The sequence below is a fragment of the Wolbachia endosymbiont of Glossina morsitans morsitans genome (genome assembly GCF_000689175.1).
Classification (GTDB): domain Bacteria; phylum Pseudomonadota; class Alphaproteobacteria; order Rickettsiales; family Anaplasmataceae; genus Wolbachia; species Wolbachia pipientis.
Genome location: NZ_AWUH01000125.1, coordinates 1 through 17,434, shown reverse-complemented (window position 1 = coordinate 17,434; position 17,434 = coordinate 1). Strand labels below are relative to the sequence as shown.

Sequence of the window (17,434 nt, the reverse complement as noted above, 5' to 3'; positions counted from 1 at the left end):
TAAAGACATACGGTATCTATATACTACAGAAAATTAAACATAAGACGCCGATTTATTAAGTAATCCTTACCTTTTAATCTGCAGATTGGCGAAAGCAAATACAATAGCTTCAGTTTCATGATAAGGGCGAAGGCTGGCGAAGGGTGTCAAGTAAGTTTTTCTTTTCTATGGATTCCCTTTGAAGTTGAATATTGAAAATTGAATCGAGAGTTGTGGATTACTGCGTATATGTCATAACAAGCCATGGCACTCTCGGCAAAACCACTTAATATTAACTTTAGTTTGCCTGAATAAGTAGCTATATCTCCGATTGCATATATTCTATCTCTACTGGTTTTTAAGGTAGTCGGATCAACAGCTATGTGGCCATGTTCTAACTGTATACCCCAATTGTTTATTGGATCAAGATTCATTGACAGTCCAAAAAATGGCAGTAAAAAATCAGCGGATATTTCTTTTTCTTCCTTAGAGGCAATGTTTTTTACTATCACTGCGCTCAACTGCCCATTACCTGCTGCTAGTTCGTGTAATTGATATGGCACTACCAGTTCTATTTTTCCATCAATTTCAAGTGATTCTAATTTATTTCTAGTTTCAGGAGTGCAGCGAAATTTCTTTCTCCCATGTATCACATAAATTTTCTTTGCAACTTTAGAAAGTTCTACAGTCCAATCAGCCGCAGTGCGGTGTTTGCAAATGTCTGTATTTAGCGATTTAGTGCTTTACCCAATCATTTCAATTTTTAATGAAATAACGGCGTTTTCATATTCTAATATACCACTTAAGGGTGGACGGTTAGGTTCAAACATTCCATTACCTGCAGCAACAATAACAGCCTTACATTTTACCTCTGTACCTATGCTCGTTATGATAGTAAAGTTTTCACCTTCGTTATTTGAAATCTTTTCTACTTTTTGACTTAAATGGTAAATAGGCTTAAATGGCGAAGCTTGCTCCATTAGATGCTCAATTAATTTTTGGGCAGTAATTACAGGATAACCAGGTATATCGTATATTGGCTTTTCTGGGTAAAGAGCTGTGCATTGTCCTCCTGCTTGATCCAAAACATCTATTATATGACATCTCATATCAAGCATTCCCGCTTGAAAAGCAGTGAACATTCCAACAGGTCCTGCACCTATTATTACTATATCGGTTTTCATATTCAGATGGTGATCTATTTATAGATATTAGCTTTCTTTGCTAACAAGGTCAATTTACAAAGGGATGTATTTTTAAAAGATGTGGCTAGATTAGACAAGATTTCCAGCGTTATGAACCACATAGTCCAAATAAGCTCTAAAAATCAGCTAGCATAGCGAGATGCTGTGCGGACGGAATGGGATTCGAACCCATGGTACGCTCATCACGTACGTCAGTTTTCAAGACTGGTGCCTTAAACCGCTCGGCCATCCGTCCATTTTTTTCTATCACAACATTTGATTTTAAGCAATCTATAAAAGTTTTACTTGCCCACGCAAAAGTTGCTAAACACACTACTCAATATTTCCTCAACATCAATAATTCCAATCACCGCACCAAGTTCAAATGCAGCAAGCCTCAAATCTTCAGATATCAACTCAATTGGATTATCGATATTAAAACGTTGTAAATGTTCCAGTGCTTTCTTCATGTGATTCCTATGTCTTTGCCGAGTAATCACAGGAGTGTCTCTATCATGCCCAAATTTTTCCTCTGCCCTCTCTTTTATGAGAGAGATCAACTTGTTTGTACCTATTTCCTTTAGAATAGAAATGGGTAAAAGATCTATGCCATTAATTTTTATATTGTGATTATTGATAACATCGTCAGCTTTGCTCAATACATAAATAGTATCGCTATTTACAACGTTGCAATTGATATTATGACGCTGTTCAAAAGGAAATAGTTCTATTCTTAAATCAGCTTCAAAAGACCTTTTTTTCGCTCGACTTATACCTTCTAATTCTATTGGATCTGAACTCTCACGAATTCCAGCAGTATCAGAGAGAATGATTGGGTATCCGCCAATGTCAATATGAGCTTCAAGTATATCTCTTGTTGTGCCTGCATATTCAGAAACAATAGCAATATCACGCTTGGCTAAGAAATTAAACAGAGTTGATTTACCAACATTTGGTTCACCAGTTATTACAATATGCAAACCCTCACGCAACCTTTCGCCCCGTCTATTATCATTTAAATGCTCTTGTATCAGCTGCACGAGAGATTGCACTTCATTATTAATTTTTTCCAATTCACTTTTTTCTGCCCAAATTTCCTCTGGAAAGTCTATATATGCTTCGATTTTGGATTGTATCGTTATTAATCTTTGCCTCCAATTGCTGTATAGTCTCTCCAATTCTCCAGATATCTGCTTAATCGCTTGTTTAGCTTGCATTTTCGTCTCAGCATCAATTAAGTCTGCAATCCCTTCTATTTGCGTTAAGTCAAATTTACCATTTAGAAAAGCCCTAAGTGAGAATTCTCCAGGCCTGGCCATAACGAAAATTTTTGATAATTCCTCCAAGATGATTTTTATGACGGCCTTGCTTCCATGCACTTGTAGCTCTATAACATCCTCGCCAGTGAAACTGTTTGGAGCAGGGAAATAGATGATTATTCCATTATCTATCAATTGACTGGAATCATCATATAAATCAACTAAAGTAGCAAATCTTGGTTTAATTTCTTTCTTAATATGAAAATGATTTAAAGCTTTAAGCGCGTAGTTGCCTGAAATTCTGATTACTGCAACTCCTGACTTACCAAATACGGTCGATAAAGCGAAAATAGTTTCATTTGTGTTTGTCATTATTTGTATAAACTACTTAGCAATATTACACTTAAGAAACCAAAATACCTAAAAAGTCACCCAGGTGAAAATATTTATTTTGAAAACTGATAATATGATTTATAATGACTGACACAAGTTTTAAATATTTTATGCTCAAGAAATTAGCTTGGTACTGGTCTTTTGTAGAGTTAATTAAAGGATTTGTTATTACATTAAAATATATGTTTAAGCCAAAGGTTACTTTGAGGTATCCTATGGAGAAGGGCCCTTTAAGTCCAAGGTTTCGTGGTGAGCATGCGTTGCGTAGGTATCCAAACGGTGAAGAACGATGCATAGCTTGTAAATTGTGTGAAGTTATCTGCCCTGCTCAAGCAATAGTTATTGAAGCAGAGGAAAGAGAAGACGGTAGTCGCCGCACCACGCGCTATGATATTGATATGACAAAATGCATATACTGCGGACTTTGCCAAGAGGCATGTCCAGTTGGTGCAATTGTTGAAGGTCCTAACTTTGAATTTGCTACTGAAACAAGAGAGGAGCTAATGTACAATAAAGAAAAGTTATTGCGTAATGGTGAAGTTTTGGAAGACGCAATTGCACTCAGGTTAAAGAAGAATAGGCCTTATTATTAATGTTCAGAGCTTATAACCCTCTTATCCATTATGATTTAGGGGCAGTGCCCACTAGGGGTAGTGTCATCCCAGTAGCTGATACACAACTGTACGAACATTTGTTTGCGAGGGCAGTATGTTAAATGTTATACCCTGTTTTGCCTCAAACACAAAGGTGTCATCCCAGTGCTTGACACTGGGGTCCAGGTATAAAAATATTTGCAAATTGTGCAATGGACAACAGATTTTAGGAGCATACGTTAAACTAATTTCCATTATAAAAATAAGATTGATCCCAGTGTCACGCACTGGGATGACAAAGAGAGGGTTAGACAAAAGGGTCGATAAATGATTAGGATTACTTTTTCAGCCGAACAAAAAGTAAAAGAATACAGTGGTAAAGTTACTGGCTTTGATATATTACAAGCGGATATTTTGAAAGAAGCAATTGCCTTTAAGGTAAATGGTGAGTTGTATGATCTCTCACGTGAAATTGAAGCTGATGCAGAGATAGAGGTGATACAACTGAGTGACGAAGCGGGTTTAGATATAATAAGGCATGATGCTGCTCAAATAATGGCAGGGGCAGTGAAAGAGCTATTTCCTAATACTCAGATTACTATCGGCCCAACAATTCAGGACGGTTTTTACTATGATTTTGCTACAGGTCGTACCTTCACTACGGACGATCTTACCGCAATAGAAAAGAAAATGAAAGGGATTGTAAAAAGTAACCACAGATTTGTTCGAGAAGTTTGGACTCGCAAGCAGTCAGTTGATTTCTTTAGTGGTATAGGCGAAAAATATAAGGTTGATATTATCTCATCCATACCAGAGGGTGAAAACCTAACTGTTTATAGGCAAGGTGATTTTGTTGACCTATGCCGTGGTCCGCACTCACCATCAACCGGCAGAGTTAAAGCGTTTAAACTTATGAAAGTAGCGGGTGCATACTGGCGAGGTGATGCAAAGGGCCCAATGTTGCAGCGAATATATGGCACAGCATGGAGAAATAAGGATGAATTAAACGCTTATCTTGAGTGTCTCAAAGAAGCAGAGAAACGTGATCACCGCAAAATTGCCAAGGATATAGATTTATTTCACATCCAAGAGGAAGCTGTTGGGCAGGTTTTTTGGCATGAACAAGGATATATTCTATATAATGTTCTTGAGTCTTACATCAGAAAGAAGCTAATAAATAATGGCTATTTTGAGGTAAAAACTCCTATTTTAGTAAGTAAAGAGCTGTGGGAAAGATCTGGACATTGGGATAAGTTTCGTGAAAATATGTTTATTGTTGACGAATCTGAGAATAAAAAGTTAGCAATAAAACCTATGAATTGTCCTTGTCATGTGCAGATTTTTAATTCTTACACCAGGAGCTACCGTGATTTACCAATACGTATGGCAGAGTTTGGCACATGCCATAGAAATGAAAGCTCAGGATCATTGCACGGACTGATGCGAGTGCGTGGTTTTACGCAAGACGATGCACACATTTTTTGTATGGAAGAACAAGTGAATTCTGAGACTATAAAGTTTTGTGACCTTTTAAAAGAAGTATATTCAGAGCTTGGATTTAGTGAAATTTCTGTGAAATTTTCAGACCGTCCAGATATTAGAGCAGGTAATGATGAAGTGTGGGATAGAGCTGAAAAAGCGCTGCTTGAAGCCGTTAAAGAAGCAGGCTTGAGTTATAAACTTAACCCTGGTGAAGGTGCGTTTTATGGTCCAAAGTTAGAGTTTGTCTTGAAAGATGCAATAGGCAGAAGCTGGCAATGTGGAACATTACAAGTTGATTTCATTTTACCAGAACGTCTGGGAGCTTTTTATATAGGAGCAGATGGACAAAAGCATCACCCTGTCATGTTACATAGGGCAATTCTTGGAACTTTTGAGCGTTTTATTGGAATTTTGATAGAAAATTATGCAGGAAAATTTCCAGCTTGGCTTGCTCCAACGCAACTTGCTATTCTGACCATTACAAATGAGGCTGACGGTTACGCCACAGAAATTAGCAATGTTTTAAAAGAACAAGGTGTGAGAGTCAAGACTGATTTGACCAATGAAAAAATTAGTTATAAGATACGTTTGCATAGTTCAAACAAGGTTCCTATATTGTGGATTGTAGGCAAAAATGAAGTTACAAGTAAAACTGTGTCAGTAAGAAATTTAGGATCGGAAAGACAGGGGTCTTTTTCTTTGGAAAAGGCTAATGAATCGCTGTTAAAAAGTATTAATTTGAATTAAGGGAGTTAAAGTTTGCAAGTTAAAAAGAACAATAAAAACAGAATTAATGGATTTATCACAGCTAAGGAGGTACGCTTAGTTGATCATAGTGGTGAAATGGTCGGAATCGTGCCAATAGAACGAGCTTTGGAATTTGCACAGGGTGTTGGTTTAGACTTGGTGGAAATTGCACCTGATTCAACCCCTCCGGTATGTAAAATTCTGGATTATAGCAAGCAAAAGTATGATATAAAAAAGAAAGCAAGTGAAGCAAAAAAGAAACAAAAAACATTAACTATAAAAGAAATTAAACTGGGTCCTAATATTGGTGATCACGACTACGAAACAAAATTGCGTCAAGCAAGAGACTTACTTGTCCATGGACATAAAATTAAAGTCACAATGAGATTTAGAGGGAGAGAGCTTATAAACACTGAAGTTGGACTGGAAAAATTAGAACGGCTAATTCGAGACACTGAAGATATCGCAAAGGTAGAATTGGCACCTAAAACAGAAGGGAATCAATATTTTTTAGCTCTGGTTGCTAAGTAGCAAAACGGCTTAAGAAGTATAAGTAAAGTTAAATTATCGCTCTCTCTTTGATAACATGGCGAAAATGTCTTATTAATCCTTGAATCGGCCAAGCTGCAGCATCGCCAAGCGCGCAAATTGTATGTCCTTCTATTTGAGTTGTAAGGTCAAGCAGCTTATCTATTTCATCAGGTTTAATATCTCCTGCCACCATCCTCTTCATAATCCTCCACATCCATCCGGTACCTTCACGGCATGGTGTGCATTGTCCACAGGACTCGTGCATATAAAAGTGTGATAACCTCTCTATTGCAGCTATTATATCAGTTGATTTATCCATCACTATTACAGCAGCAGTACCAAGCCCTGATTGTGCAGTTCTTAATGAATCAAAATCCATTTCAATAGTATCGCATATAGATTTTGGAATTAATGGCACTGAAGACCCACCAGGTATTACAGCAAGTAAATTATCCCAACCTCCTCGCACTCCACCTGCGTATTTTTCAATTAATTCACGTAATGGAATTCCGAGCTCTTCTTCAACATTACACGGGTTGTTTACATGTCCTGAAATACAAAAGACCTTGGTACCAGTATTATTTGGTTTACCAAGAGATGTAAACCATTCTCCTCCGCGATTTAGAATATCTGGAACCATGGCTATAGTTTCAACGTTGTTTATTGTGGTTGGGCAGCCAAAAAGTCCAACACCTGCGGGAAATGGAGGCTTCATGCGAGGAAAGCCCTTTTTTCCTTCAATTGATTCGAGTTGAGCTGTTTCTTCCCCACATATGTAAGCTCCTGCGCCCCTATGGATAAACACATCAAGATCATAACCTGATTTGCAGGCATTTTTTCCAATTAAACCTTCTTTATAGGCTTCCTCAAGTGCTTTTTTTAGAACTAAATATTCATTATAAAATTCACCCCTGATATAAATATACGCAACTGATGCGCTGACCGCTTTGCCGGCCAGGAGAATTCCCTCAAGTAACTTATGTGGCTCATATCGCAATATATCTCTATCTTTACATGTACCAGGTTCTGACTCATCTGCATTGACTACTAAATATGCTTTTGGGAGATTTTTGGGCATAAAGCTCCACTTAAGGCCGGTGGAAAATCCTGCACCCCCTCGACCTCTCAAACCAGATTTCTTTACTTCATCAATGATCTTTTCTGATCCTAAGTCCAGTAATTCCTTTTTTTTGTGCCAGCCACCACGTTTTTTTGCACCCTCAAGTAGTGGAGTTCCTTTACCATTTAGGTTGGTGAATATTTTGTCTTGTTCTTTTAGCATGTTTTTCAAAATTTGTGAGTGATCCCGACGCGATTCGAACGCGTGACCCACTGATTAAAAGTCAGTTGCTCTACCGGCTGAGCTACGGGATCATTTCATTTTTCAGCTATACTAAACATCAATACAGTTTTTATCCGTTTTAATTAAACTAAAATTTTCATGTGTGGTTAAATAAATTATATAATATACTGCGTTAGTGATAATTTAGTTAAAAAATCTATGAATAATTTAAAAAAATTTCCAAAGGAAAACTTCTTGTTAATTTTCAGTTCACAGATTTATTTGGATGGTGTGACGTATAACGCTAAGGAGACAAAAAAATAGAGAAGTGTGTACACCCTGCAGAATTTGTACACTATTTAGCAATAGCCTAATAGATAAATATTTCTTGCATCTCAGCCTGAGTGATTTATGCTTTAAGCAAGAATTACCTGGGGGTATAGCTCAGCTGGTAGAGCATCTGTTTTGCACGCAGAAGGTCAGCGGTTCGATCCCGCTTGCCTCCACCAGTCTATACAGCTCTAGCCGCCACAAAACCTGTCAAAGCAGCTTATTTTAATCTATGAGCATTTTATACTATTTCCCTGAAAATCTCTATTTCTTTTCGTAACTTTTCTCTACACAAGTAACGTTGGTTATTACAATTGTAATATATACTAACTTAACAATAAATTAATCAATAAATGTTAGAATACTAACAATTAATTTATTGGTAACGCCCATGAGTGGAAAAAAGCATGTTTTTAAGATGATACCTGGAAAAGAGGTGTTTAGAAAAACCCCGACCACAAGGATAAAGTGGCCTGAAGGTTATGATCCTACAATGTCTATTAAAAAAGTTGAGCTTGTATCGCTGAATGATAAAAACGATGTAGGCTTATTACCTATAAAACTTTGCGGCAGTTCTTGCCTAGACAGTTACATATGTCTGGAGGAAGAAAATGAAGAAAGTCTGGTAGCCAAAGATTATAAAAGTGATTCTAACTTAGATTATGTAAAAAGCAACCATACATTTGTATATTACGGTAATGAGTTGGCTAAGTTATCATATACAAGAGAACTTGTGCAGCCTTTCAAAACTATGTGTAGCAGTTCTATTAAATCAAAAAAATTGGAATACAAATATAGATCGGAAGAGCGTTCAGATACTGGCAACAATAAATATTATTTTTCAGACGAAGCAGGAAATATAATCGATTCACCTGACAATGAGGTATTACAAGACATTATGTTATACTACGGTGAGAGACATATAAGAGATGTGCTACTGTTGCTATCAAGCACGTTTACCAAAGTTTTTATTCAGGGCCTAACAGACGACCAACTAAAAACTCTTACCAACACTCTTAGTAACGAGCAAGTGCAAAAAATAATTCCTGAACTGAGCTCAAGCCAACTACAGACCTTGGCAAAGAACTTAACAGATGAACAACTCCAAGCTTTAGTGGATCATCTAACCAATCACCAATTACAAACTCTTGCTCAGGAACTAAACCCAGAAAAGTTACAAATAATTGTTCCTATTTTAAATGATGCTCAGCTTGAAGCTCTAGTTAGAGACTTAAATCCAGAGCAAGTGAAAGAAATTTTACCTCACTTAAAACTGGATCAGTTCAAAGCACTTATTCAAACTTTAAATGACGAGCAATTTACAGTGCTTGCAAAAGACTTAGCTGAGCATCATTTGGCAATACTCTCCAAAGAATTAGAAGGTGATCAGTTAAAAGCTTTAGTAAATAGTCTGCAAGAAGACCAACTGAAAGACTTAGTTAATAAGCTTGATCCTAAGATACTTGAAGCAATTGCTCAGGATTTAACTGATTCTAATAGGATTCAGATTATCATTAAGTCTTTAGCTGACAACCCAGAGAAACTTCAAGCTTTTGCTCGCAATATGTCTAATGAGCAGTTTAAAGAACTTCTGGATAACGTAGGTACAGAAGAGCTAAAAGATATTATTCACAAATTGCCTTATGAGAAAGTGACAGATGTGATTGGTGATCTTGGCAGTAAAGATCAGTCTAAAGCTATTATTGATGCATTAAAAGGGGAACTTGAAGAGCAGAGTAAACAGAACAAGGAAATGATTGAGATGCTCAAGCAAATCAAGGACGATATGCCAGATATTAGACAGGCTCCAGAGTTTACAATAGTAGACATTAATAATGACTTACTGTTATTTGTATAGTAGTGATTTATAAAGATAAGTAGTTTTTTTATAGGTAACTATTATGAATAAAAATATAAAATTATATTCTAGTGAAGAAGTTGAATCAAATAATACATTACAACTTTCGAAGCCGAAGTTTGATAAACCAAGCTTTGAAAAGCCAGTAATAAAGAAGATTGTCAGTGGTAAAACAAAGGAAGAATTTGATATAACTAAAGATATGACACAAGAAGAGATTGATAAGATGCCACAAATTACATTGACCATCAAGCACCTTAAAAATGTTTATGATGGCTTGATAAACAGCATTAATAAGTATGACGAAAATATGGATAGTGCAATTCAAAGTGGTATAATAACACAATTATCATCAACCATAGATAGTATAGGCAGCAAGACAAGTAGTATAGACAGTGAACTTGCAGATCTTAGGAATTCGATTCCAGATATTGGAGAAGCTCCTCCCTTACTCCATATTACTGGTGAAGAGAACGGATTGCTTTAATAAAAAAGGTAATAGCCTGATATCAAGTTGTTACCCTTTCCACATATCATTTCAATGTAGCTGAATTAGGGAATCTGTTTTAAAACTTTCGGCATATAGTTCTCATCATGTTTTGCAAACACTGTATCTGCAAGAAAAGTACTATTATCAAACATTTTACCTTGCACAACAACACCACTTTTTTCTGAAAACATTGGTGGAAGTATCCCTTGATATTTTACCACAACGCTTTTGTTAAAATCTGTCATTTGAAAAATTACTTCACTTTCGCTCCGTATCACGCTATTTTCAACAACCATTCCACCAACACGGATTAGTTTTTGACTATTTTGTAAAACTATTGCCTCACTTACTGTATAGAAAAATGAGATGTTTTCTTTGAGCGTTGTTAAAATAAAAAAGACTATGCAGCTTAAAAAGCAGAAAATTCCTGAAGTTATAAGTAATCGCTTATGTTTCTTCTTCATTATTATCTTTCAGGCTTTCTAGAATTTTTTTACTTTTAATATAGCAAGAAATGGTAAGAATCAGTTCTCCGGTAATCAATGTAAGACTAATAAGGTAAGCAAAAATCCCATACGTGTTCATAATATATCGTTAATAAATAACTCACCTGCATCAAAATAAATTAAGCTTTCATCCTTTTGCTGCAACACCAATTTACCACTTTCATCTATATCAGCAAAAATTCCTTCATACAATTTGCAAGCTAACTTTACACTGATTTGCTCGTTCATCTTGAATGCTCTTGTGAGCCACATTTTTCTTATAGCATAAAACCCATCAAACAGCCATTGCTTTCTTAGCTTATTAAAATTTATTATTAATTTCTCTAATAGATCTATGTTAGACACAGATTCACCGTAATTGCTAATACACGTTGTTCCTGGAAGTGGTGCATGATTGACATTAATTCCAATTCCTACAATAAGCCAATTCGAATTGCATCTTTTTTCAAGCAATATTCCACTGATTTTTTTACTATCAACTAAGACATCATTTGGCCATTTATATTGAATGTTACCATCATTCATAAATGACAGTACAGTATTCCCTACAACAAGAGCAGTCACAAAAGTCAATTCTGTTAATTTGCTAACTTGATTCATTAAACCTCTTTCTGTCATCCCAGTATTTTCCCCAGTGTTTGACACATAACTATGCCATCATTGCAATTTGCAGGTGGTATGTGGTGTCATTCCAGTGCGTGACACTGGAATCCAGTTCTTATTACACAGTTGCCTGATGTGCCCATTTGTAATTAAGTTTTCTGGATCCCAGTGTCTGGGCACTGGGATGACATCATCCTTGGTGGGAATACCACAACGTTTGTACAGTTGTGTGCTTGACCATTCTTCTTTTTTTCTAGATTCCAGCGTCACGCGCTGGAGTGACACCGAAAGCTGGCTTTCATTCAGATAATCGTTAAAGAGGTTTATCACCAAACTCGCATAAAAATTACCCTCTGGAGAAACCCAACTTTTTCCGGTGCGCCCCCTGCCTTCTGTTTGTTTATCGGCAATAATAACGGTTTCATTTGATATTCCTTTATCAATTAAATCCAACGCTTCTTTATTAGTGCTTGAAACTTCTTTGTAATGATGAATATGAAAGCCCTCAGGGATCACCTTGTCAGCCCTTTAGTTCAATGAGTGAGTAAAGATTTTCTACATACAAGAAAAGAACGAGGTTGATCAGTGAAGCCACTGAAGTGATAATGAATAGACCCTTAGAATAAGCAACCTTATTACCACTAGCTTTATCAAAATACATAACTTTCATGATATTTAAATAATAGTAGCATGATGTCACACTCGCTATTACAAGGATCAAGGACAGGCTGATAAAGCCAGAATTTATTAAACTTTTGAATATAAAAAATTTAGCGAAAAACCCAACAAGTGGAGGTATTCCCGACATTGAGAGTAACAGCACAGAAAGATGAAATGCTACAATTGGGCGTTTCTTCCCTATACCAGATAAATTTGCAATATCACAATCGTCATCGTCAATTTGTACGAGATATGAGAATAGCCCTATGCTTGTGATGATATATATCACCAGATACATTAAGGCACTATCTGTTCCTGCTTGTGTAAAAATAGAAAGTGAAGCAAATATAAAACCAATGTGACCAATTGAACTGTAAGCAAGCAGCCTTTTTAAGTTTTGCTGACGTAAGGCCCCAAAAGCTGAGATAAGCACAGACAATGCTGAAACGTATAAGAAAATAGGCTGAACATAACTTTTTACATTTACTAACTCTTCATTCATCAATCGAATTAAAAATGTTACAAGTGCAGCTTTTGGAGCTGTAGAAAAAAACGCAGTTACTATGGTAGGTGCACCTTGATAGACATCTGGAGCCCACATATGAAAAGGAACAATAGCAAGCTTGAAACACAAACCAATTAGGACAAAGACTAACCCAAAAACTATTCCATAAGTTATCTGATGGTTTTGCAAGAATGAACTGAGCTCAGAGAAATTGACTTGTCCTGTATATCCATAAAGCAGCGACATTCCATATAGCATAATGCAGGAAGATAGTGCACTAAGTGTAAAATATTTCACTCCTGCTTCACATGAATAAGCTGAATCTTTATTAAAGCTCGCAAGAACATACAAAGATATACTCATCAACTCAAAAGCTAAATAAAAAGAGATCAGACTATTTGCTGAAACCAAAGTTATCATGCCAAATTGCGCAAAAAGAATCAGTATTGAAAATTCATATTTATAGTCATATTTTGATAAATTCAGCATCAAAAGTATTAAAATTCCTGCGCTGAGAATTAACCCTTGGGCTGACCTGATATATAAATTGAGTTTTAACAACGAATTAAAGAGAAAAATTTCATTGTTTTCTGCCAAAAGAATTAAAATAATCAAAGTTACCACTGTGCAGCCAAGTGCTAATAAGTTGATAGTTCGGCGGTTAAATATAATCCCAAGCAGCAGCAACACGAACGAGGAGATAATAGAGAACGTTTCCGGCAATATCTGTATATAATTCATAGCGCATTATATTTGACTAGCAAATTTGCCATACATGGCTTCAAATAATTCAGTGCAAAGGTTGAATAGAATCCAAGCAAAATAACAAACACTGCAAGCAGAATTAAGACAGAAAATTCTATGCTATCCAAGCGGTTATTTAATAATTTAGAATAGCTAACCCCCCATATTATTTGCTTACATAAATTCAGCATATAAACTGCGCTTAAAATAGTGCCAAGTGCGATAAATCCTGTAAAAAACCCTATGCTCTTAAGCATTCCAACCATAGCCAAAAACTCACCTGCGAACCCAGATGTTCCAGGTAGCCATATTGAATCCATTGAAAATAAAATGAACATAAAACCAAATTTTGGCATTGTGTTTACTATGCCAAAATACTTTGCAATCTCCAAAGTTCCAGTTCGAGTATATAGCATTCCAACACACAAAAATAAAGCAGCAGAAATAAGGCCATGACTAATCATTTGAAATGTGCTACCCAGTACTCCTTCCTCACAAAATGAAAAGAGGCCAGCAGTAACGATCCCCATATGTGCTATTGAAGAATAAGCTATTAACTTCTTTATATCATCTTGAGCAAACGCAACTAGCGAAGCATATATCACCGCAATAATGCTCAGCACAACAACGAAATTGGAAAAATACAAACTTGCCTGAGGAAGCATTGAAATAGAAAACCTTAAAAATCCATATCCTCCCATTTTAATAAGCAAGCCAACTAAAATCACAGATCCAGAAGTTGGTGATTGCACATGCGCATCAGGAAGCCAAGTGTGAAATGGAAACATAGGTGTTTTTATTGCAAAAGAAATAAAAAATGCAATCCACAGCAATGACTGCACTTCAATATCAAGGCTTGGCACTAATGTAGCTAATTTTTGTATATTTGTATATTTGTATATAAACGTTCCAAAAATGTTATAGATGTAAACAAACCCAAGTAGAAATAATAAGGAGCCAGTTAATGTATAAAGAAACAACTTAAACGTTACATATACTCTGTGTTTTCCTCCCCAGATGCCAATAATAAAGAACATTGGTATTAAAACAGCTTCAAAAAACACATAAAAGCTTATAGCATTCAGTGAAACGAAAAAACCGACTACAAAACTCTCAAGCAGTAGAAACAATGCCATATAGGCTTTTAGGGTCGTATAACTCATTTTGCAGTTGTAGAGTATACAAATTACAAACAAGAAAGTTGTAAGCAGAAGGAAAAGCAACGATATACCATCTATCCCTATTCCAACATTTCTAATTGGGTGGCTGACAAACTGAAAGTCCGCATTGTTATAATCAAATTCTATACAAGCTACAATGCTAAGCAAAAATGGAAGTACAGCAAAAAATAGGGCAAGGAATCTTAAGTGTATAGATTGATGATTAATCCTGATTAAGGATAAAATCAACGCTCCTATCAGTGGAAGCAAGAATATACTAAGTAATAACACCTTCTATTTAATTCCAATAATATATAAAGCACCGATTATTAGAGTAACAAACATAATAAATGCATAATCAAATACATAACCAGTTTGTAACTTTATAGAACTTTTTGAACATTCATTAACCAACCTTACAACACCATTTGGCCCAAACGAATCAATAGCCTTAACATCAAACTTCCATAGAAGCCTAGATATAAACCTTATCGGCGCAATTATAACAAACTCATACACCTCATCAAAGTACCATTTATTCTGCAAAAACTTAAGTAAAAATTTACTCTTAATTTGCCTAATTACTTGATATTGGTAAATTAGGTACGCAAGTGCTATTCCACTTAGGCTTGCTAAGGTTGGCAGTAGTTTTATAAAGAAATTATAAACTCCATGCTCATCAATCATCACTAAACTTGATTTCCAAAACGCATTACTAGTTATGTTCAAAATATTTGCTCCCCATATTCCAGAAAATACTGATCCAAAAGCGAGTATCAGTAATGGTATAAGCATAATCTTTGGTGCCTCATGTATATTAATTTTACTTTGTTTTTGGCTGTGGAACACAAGAAGCAACAACCTCAAAGAGTAAAACGCTGTGAAGAATGCAACAACTAAGCTTATTACAAAAGCAAAGCTATCCGTGCTATAAGCATGTTCAATTATCAAATCCTTTGAATAAAAACCTGCAAATGGGAATATCCCAGAAAGCGCAAGAGATCCAATCCACATGAGAGCGTAAGTGCAAGGGATTTTCTTCCAGCAATTTCCCATTTTCTGAATGTTTTGCTCATGATGCATTGCATGAATCACATTGCCAGCACCAAGAAATAGTAGAGCTTTAAAAAAAGCGTGTGTCATTAAATGAAAAATAGCAACATTGTAAGCAGAAAGCCCACATGCCATGAACATATAACCAAGTTGACTGCAGGTTGAATAAGCAATTATTTTCTTTATATCGTTCTGAGTAATTGCAACGGTGGCTGCAAAAAAAGCAGTGAGTGCTCCAACGATAACTATTAATTCTCGTGCCACATTTGATAACTCAAACAATGGAGAACACTTTGCTACTAAAAATATACCTGCTGTTACCATCGTTGCTGCGTGAATAAGTGCAGAAACAGGAGTTGGCCCTTCCATTGCATCTGGCAACCAAACATGTAAACCAAGCTGTGCAGATTTACCCATACAGCCAATAAAAAGTAATATGCATATTATATGAGTTACTTTGAATTCACAGCAGAATGCCCTAATGTTCTGCGTACCAAGAAGATCAGTTGTGTCAAAAACTTCAGTAAAATTCAAAGAGTGAAATGTATAATAAATAGGAAAGATTCCAATCAATAGTGCAAAGTCTCCTACCCTATTCACAACAAATGCTTTAATTGCTGCATTATTTGCAGAATATTTTTGAAACCAAAATCCTATGAGTAAATAAGAACATAGGCCAACCCCTTCCCAGCCAAAAAAAAGCTGCACGAAATTATCGCTTACAACCAGCACAATCATGCAAAACGTAAATAGCGATAGGTAAGAAAAAAACCTCGACTTCCCCTTATCATGCTCCATATAACCGACAGAGTAGAGATGTACTACCAGTGAAACAGTGGTAATAACAATCAGCATTAAGGATGAGAGAGCATCCACACTAATTGCCCAATTTACTTTTAATACACTTAATGAAAATAGAGGAAATAAAACTAAATGATAGTTTTCAGAGAAGGTAAGAAAAACATACCAAGATAAAACTGCAGATATTCCAATCCCTGCCGTTGTAACTAACTGACCAAAAACATCTTTTCTAAAAAGTGCTGCAAATAGCGAACCAAAAAGTGGCAAAAATACTATTAATTTCAGTATATACGTCATACTTTCATTCTTTCATTAAATTTGCTTGTTCAACGTCTATATTGCCACGGCTTCTATAATATACAACCAATATTGCAAGCCCAACTCCTGACTCTGCTGCCGCAACAGTCAACACAAACATCACAAAAATTTGCCCAACTATATCATTCATAAAGGCAGAAAAAGCAACTAGATTGATATTAATTGCCAGCAATAATATTTCTATTGATAACAGTATGTTGATTATGCTCTTACGGTTGATGAAAATACCGCACACCCCAATAGTGAACAAAATAGCAGCAACTATCAAAAAGTGATTTAATCCTATTTCCATTCTACTCCTTTTCCAAATTTAGCCTTAATCAATTTTACAGATGAAGATTGTGTCAATTGCTTTAATACATTCTGTTTTTTAACTCCTTTTTTTTTCTTGTCTTGCAAAGTAAGAGCAATTGCACCAACAATTGCAACAAGCAGCAGAATGCCAGAGAGATGAAAAGCGTACATGCAGTCAGTGTAGAGCAAATTACCGATAGCTTTCACGTTATTGGTATTATAGTTTATAAGATCGCTTATATTTGGTGCTGAGCTGCGGATTACAAAGCTGATAATCAAAAAAAACACAATACACAACATAGCACCAAGAGTGAAATGCTTTGCAAAACCCTGGCGCAACCTTATGTAGTCAACATCGAGCATCATAACTACAAAGAGAAACAACACCGCAACCGCACCGATGTATACTATCAGCACCATCATAGCAATGAATTCAGCTCCAAGGAGAATGAAAAGCACTGCAGAGTTAACGAAGGTGAAAATTAAAAATAATACTGCATGCACAGGATTTCTTACACTAATTACGCATACAGCAGATAAAATGCTTAGAATTGCAAAAAAATAAAAGAAAAAAGGCATTGATACTTTAACTGCAACAATAGTTACTAATTTAAAGTTAAACATTGTTGTAAAGTCAATATTATATTAAACGTTTGAAAACA

General features: G+C 35.8%; 15 protein-coding genes, 3 tRNA genes and 2 pseudogenes. 7 read left to right on the top strand and 13 right to left on the bottom strand.

Going from position 1 to position 17,434, the window contains the following annotated elements; genetic code table 11:
- Positions 1-146: 146 nt before the first annotated feature.
- The 3 genes and pseudogenes from WGMM_RS03080 to mnmE all read right to left on the bottom strand — a co-directional run bounded on the left by WGMM_RS03080 (position 147) and on the right by mnmE (position 2,794).
- Positions 147-1,163 (bottom strand): annotated as a pseudogene (locus tag WGMM_RS03080) (NAD(P)/FAD-dependent oxidoreductase).
- Between the two features lie 168 nt (positions 1,164-1,331).
- Positions 1,332-1,419: transfer RNA gene (locus tag WGMM_RS03075), tRNA-Ser, on the bottom strand.
- A gap of 46 nt (positions 1,420-1,465) precedes the next feature.
- The gene (mnmE, locus tag WGMM_RS03070; RefSeq protein ID WP_038249899.1) at positions 1,466-2,794 is read right to left on the bottom strand and encodes a tRNA uridine-5-carboxymethylaminomethyl(34) synthesis GTPase MnmE; all 1,329 of its coding nucleotides are present in this window, start codon (positions 2,792-2,794) and stop codon (positions 1,466-1,468) included.
- Between the two features lie 131 nt (positions 2,795-2,925).
- Here mnmE and nuoI point away from each other — a divergent pair, with 131 nt between their 5' ends.
- The 4 genes from nuoI (at position 2,926) to infC (ending at position 6,168) form a co-directional block, all read left to right on the top strand.
- Complete coding sequence (nuoI, locus tag WGMM_RS03065; RefSeq protein WP_038249907.1) at positions 2,926-3,408, top strand: NADH-quinone oxidoreductase subunit NuoI; 483 nt, start codon at positions 2,926-2,928, stop codon at positions 3,406-3,408.
- Between the two features lie 115 nt (positions 3,409-3,523).
- Positions 3,524-3,739 carry a hypothetical protein gene (locus WGMM_RS06125; protein ID WP_128080206.1) on the top strand — a complete coding sequence of 72 codons (216 nt, stop codon included), beginning with the start codon at positions 3,524-3,526 and terminating at the stop codon, positions 3,737-3,739.
- Positions 3,736-5,637: a threonine--tRNA ligase gene (gene thrS / locus WGMM_RS03060; RefSeq protein ID WP_038249896.1), complete on the top strand. Its 1,902-nt coding sequence runs from the start codon at positions 3,736-3,738 to the stop codon at positions 5,635-5,637. Before WGMM_RS06125 ends, thrS begins: the two co-directional genes overlap by 4 nt.
- A gap of 12 nt (positions 5,638-5,649) precedes the next feature.
- Positions 5,650-6,168, top strand: coding sequence for a translation initiation factor IF-3 (gene infC, locus WGMM_RS03055; protein WP_038249894.1), 519 nt, complete (start codon positions 5,650-5,652; stop codon positions 6,166-6,168).
- Positions 6,169-6,196: 28 nt separating this feature from the next.
- Here the strand turns inward: infC and nuoF are convergent, their stop codons facing one another.
- Together nuoF and WGMM_RS03045 are read right to left on the bottom strand one after the other, a co-directional pair.
- Positions 6,197-7,450: an NADH-quinone oxidoreductase subunit NuoF gene (gene nuoF, locus WGMM_RS03050; protein WP_038249904.1), complete on the bottom strand. Its 1,254-nt coding sequence runs from the start codon at positions 7,448-7,450 to the stop codon at positions 6,197-6,199.
- A 19-nt stretch (positions 7,451-7,469) separates the two neighbouring features.
- Positions 7,470-7,542: transfer RNA gene (locus WGMM_RS03045), tRNA-Lys, on the bottom strand.
- Between the two features lie 341 nt (positions 7,543-7,883).
- Between WGMM_RS03045 and WGMM_RS03040 the strand changes: the two genes are divergently transcribed.
- From WGMM_RS03040 to WGMM_RS03030, 3 genes are all read left to right on the top strand, one after another.
- Positions 7,884-7,959: transfer RNA gene (locus WGMM_RS03040), tRNA-Ala, on the top strand.
- 212 nt (positions 7,960-8,171) lie between these two features.
- A complete protein-coding gene (locus WGMM_RS03035; protein WP_038249892.1) occupies positions 8,172-9,638 on the top strand; it encodes a magnesium transporter MgtE N-terminal domain-containing protein in 1,467 nt (488 codons plus the stop codon).
- A gap of 43 nt (positions 9,639-9,681) precedes the next feature.
- Positions 9,682-10,125, top strand: a complete 444-nt coding sequence (locus tag WGMM_RS03030; RefSeq protein ID WP_038249888.1) for a hypothetical protein — start codon at positions 9,682-9,684, stop codon at positions 10,123-10,125.
- A gap of 65 nt (positions 10,126-10,190) precedes the next feature.
- On the opposite strand, the gene ccmE is transcribed toward WGMM_RS03030, so the two are convergent.
- The 8 genes and pseudogenes from ccmE to WGMM_RS02995 all read right to left on the bottom strand — a co-directional run bounded on the left by ccmE (position 10,191) and on the right by WGMM_RS02995 (position 17,351).
- Entirely contained in the window at positions 10,191-10,592 is a 402-nt protein-coding gene (ccmE, locus tag WGMM_RS03025) for a cytochrome c maturation protein CcmE (RefSeq protein ID WP_012673317.1), read from the bottom strand.
- Positions 10,576-10,713: a CcmD-like small membrane protein gene (locus WGMM_RS07510; RefSeq protein WP_458694881.1), complete on the bottom strand. Its 138-nt coding sequence runs from the start codon at positions 10,711-10,713 to the stop codon at positions 10,576-10,578. Before WGMM_RS07510 ends, ccmE begins: the two co-directional genes overlap by 17 nt.
- Positions 10,710-11,753, bottom strand: a pseudogene (locus WGMM_RS03020) (biotin--[acetyl-CoA-carboxylase] ligase). Before WGMM_RS03020 ends, WGMM_RS07510 begins: the two are co-directional and overlap by 4 nt.
- Before the next feature lie 4 nt (positions 11,754-11,757).
- The gene (locus tag WGMM_RS03015; RefSeq protein WP_038249882.1) at positions 11,758-13,143 is read right to left on the bottom strand and encodes an NADH-quinone oxidoreductase subunit N; all 1,386 of its coding nucleotides are present in this window, start codon (positions 13,141-13,143) and stop codon (positions 11,758-11,760) included.
- Positions 13,140-14,597 carry a complex I subunit 4 family protein gene (locus tag WGMM_RS03010; RefSeq protein ID WP_038249877.1) on the bottom strand — a complete coding sequence of 486 codons (1,458 nt, stop codon included), beginning with the start codon at positions 14,595-14,597 and terminating at the stop codon, positions 13,140-13,142. The genes WGMM_RS03015 and WGMM_RS03010 overlap by 4 nt, the downstream gene beginning before the upstream one ends.
- Positions 14,598-14,600: 3 nt before the next feature.
- Complete coding sequence (nuoL, locus tag WGMM_RS03005) at positions 14,601-16,457, bottom strand: NADH-quinone oxidoreductase subunit L (RefSeq protein ID WP_038249872.1); 1,857 nt, start codon at positions 16,455-16,457, stop codon at positions 14,601-14,603.
- A gap of 4 nt (positions 16,458-16,461) precedes the next feature.
- Entirely contained in the window at positions 16,462-16,770 is a 309-nt protein-coding gene (nuoK, locus tag WGMM_RS03000) for an NADH-quinone oxidoreductase subunit NuoK (protein WP_019236815.1), read from the bottom strand.
- Complete coding sequence (locus WGMM_RS02995) at positions 16,761-17,351, bottom strand: NADH-quinone oxidoreductase subunit J (RefSeq protein ID WP_038249902.1); 591 nt, start codon at positions 17,349-17,351, stop codon at positions 16,761-16,763. Before WGMM_RS02995 ends, nuoK begins: the two co-directional genes overlap by 10 nt.
- Positions 17,352-17,434 lie beyond the last annotated feature (83 nt).

Bases quoted from the DNA above. Each gene is read 5' to 3' on its own strand.
- mnmE (WP_038249899.1), bottom strand. From the start codon at position 2,794: ATGACAAACACAAATGAAACTATTTTCGCTTTATCGACCGTATTTGGT.
- nuoI (WP_038249907.1), top strand. From the start codon at position 2,926: ATGCTCAAGAAATTAGCTTGGTACTGGTCTTTTGTAGAGTTAATTAAA.
- WGMM_RS06125 (WP_128080206.1), top strand. From the start codon at position 3,524: ATGTTAAATGTTATACCCTGTTTTGCCTCAAACACAAAGGTGTCATCC.
- thrS (WP_038249896.1), top strand. From the start codon at position 3,736: ATGATTAGGATTACTTTTTCAGCCGAACAAAAAGTAAAAGAATACAGT.
- nuoF (WP_038249904.1), bottom strand. From the start codon at position 7,450: ATGCTAAAAGAACAAGACAAAATATTCACCAACCTAAATGGTAAAGGA.
- WGMM_RS03035 (WP_038249892.1), top strand. From the start codon at position 8,172: ATGAGTGGAAAAAAGCATGTTTTTAAGATGATACCTGGAAAAGAGGTG.
- WGMM_RS03030 (WP_038249888.1), top strand. From the start codon at position 9,682: ATGAATAAAAATATAAAATTATATTCTAGTGAAGAAGTTGAATCAAAT.
- ccmE (WP_012673317.1), bottom strand. From the start codon at position 10,592: ATGAAGAAGAAACATAAGCGATTACTTATAACTTCAGGAATTTTCTGC.
- WGMM_RS07510 (WP_458694881.1), bottom strand. From the start codon at position 10,713: ATGAACACGTATGGGATTTTTGCTTACCTTATTAGTCTTACATTGATT.
- WGMM_RS03015 (WP_038249882.1), bottom strand. From the start codon at position 13,143: ATGAATTATATACAGATATTGCCGGAAACGTTCTCTATTATCTCCTCG.
- nuoL (WP_038249872.1), bottom strand. From the start codon at position 16,457: ATGACGTATATACTGAAATTAATAGTATTTTTGCCACTTTTTGGTTCG.
- nuoK (WP_019236815.1), bottom strand. From the start codon at position 16,770: ATGGAAATAGGATTAAATCACTTTTTGATAGTTGCTGCTATTTTGTTC.
- WGMM_RS02995 (WP_038249902.1), bottom strand. From the start codon at position 17,351: ATGCCTTTTTTCTTTTATTTTTTTGCAATTCTAAGCATTTTATCTGCT.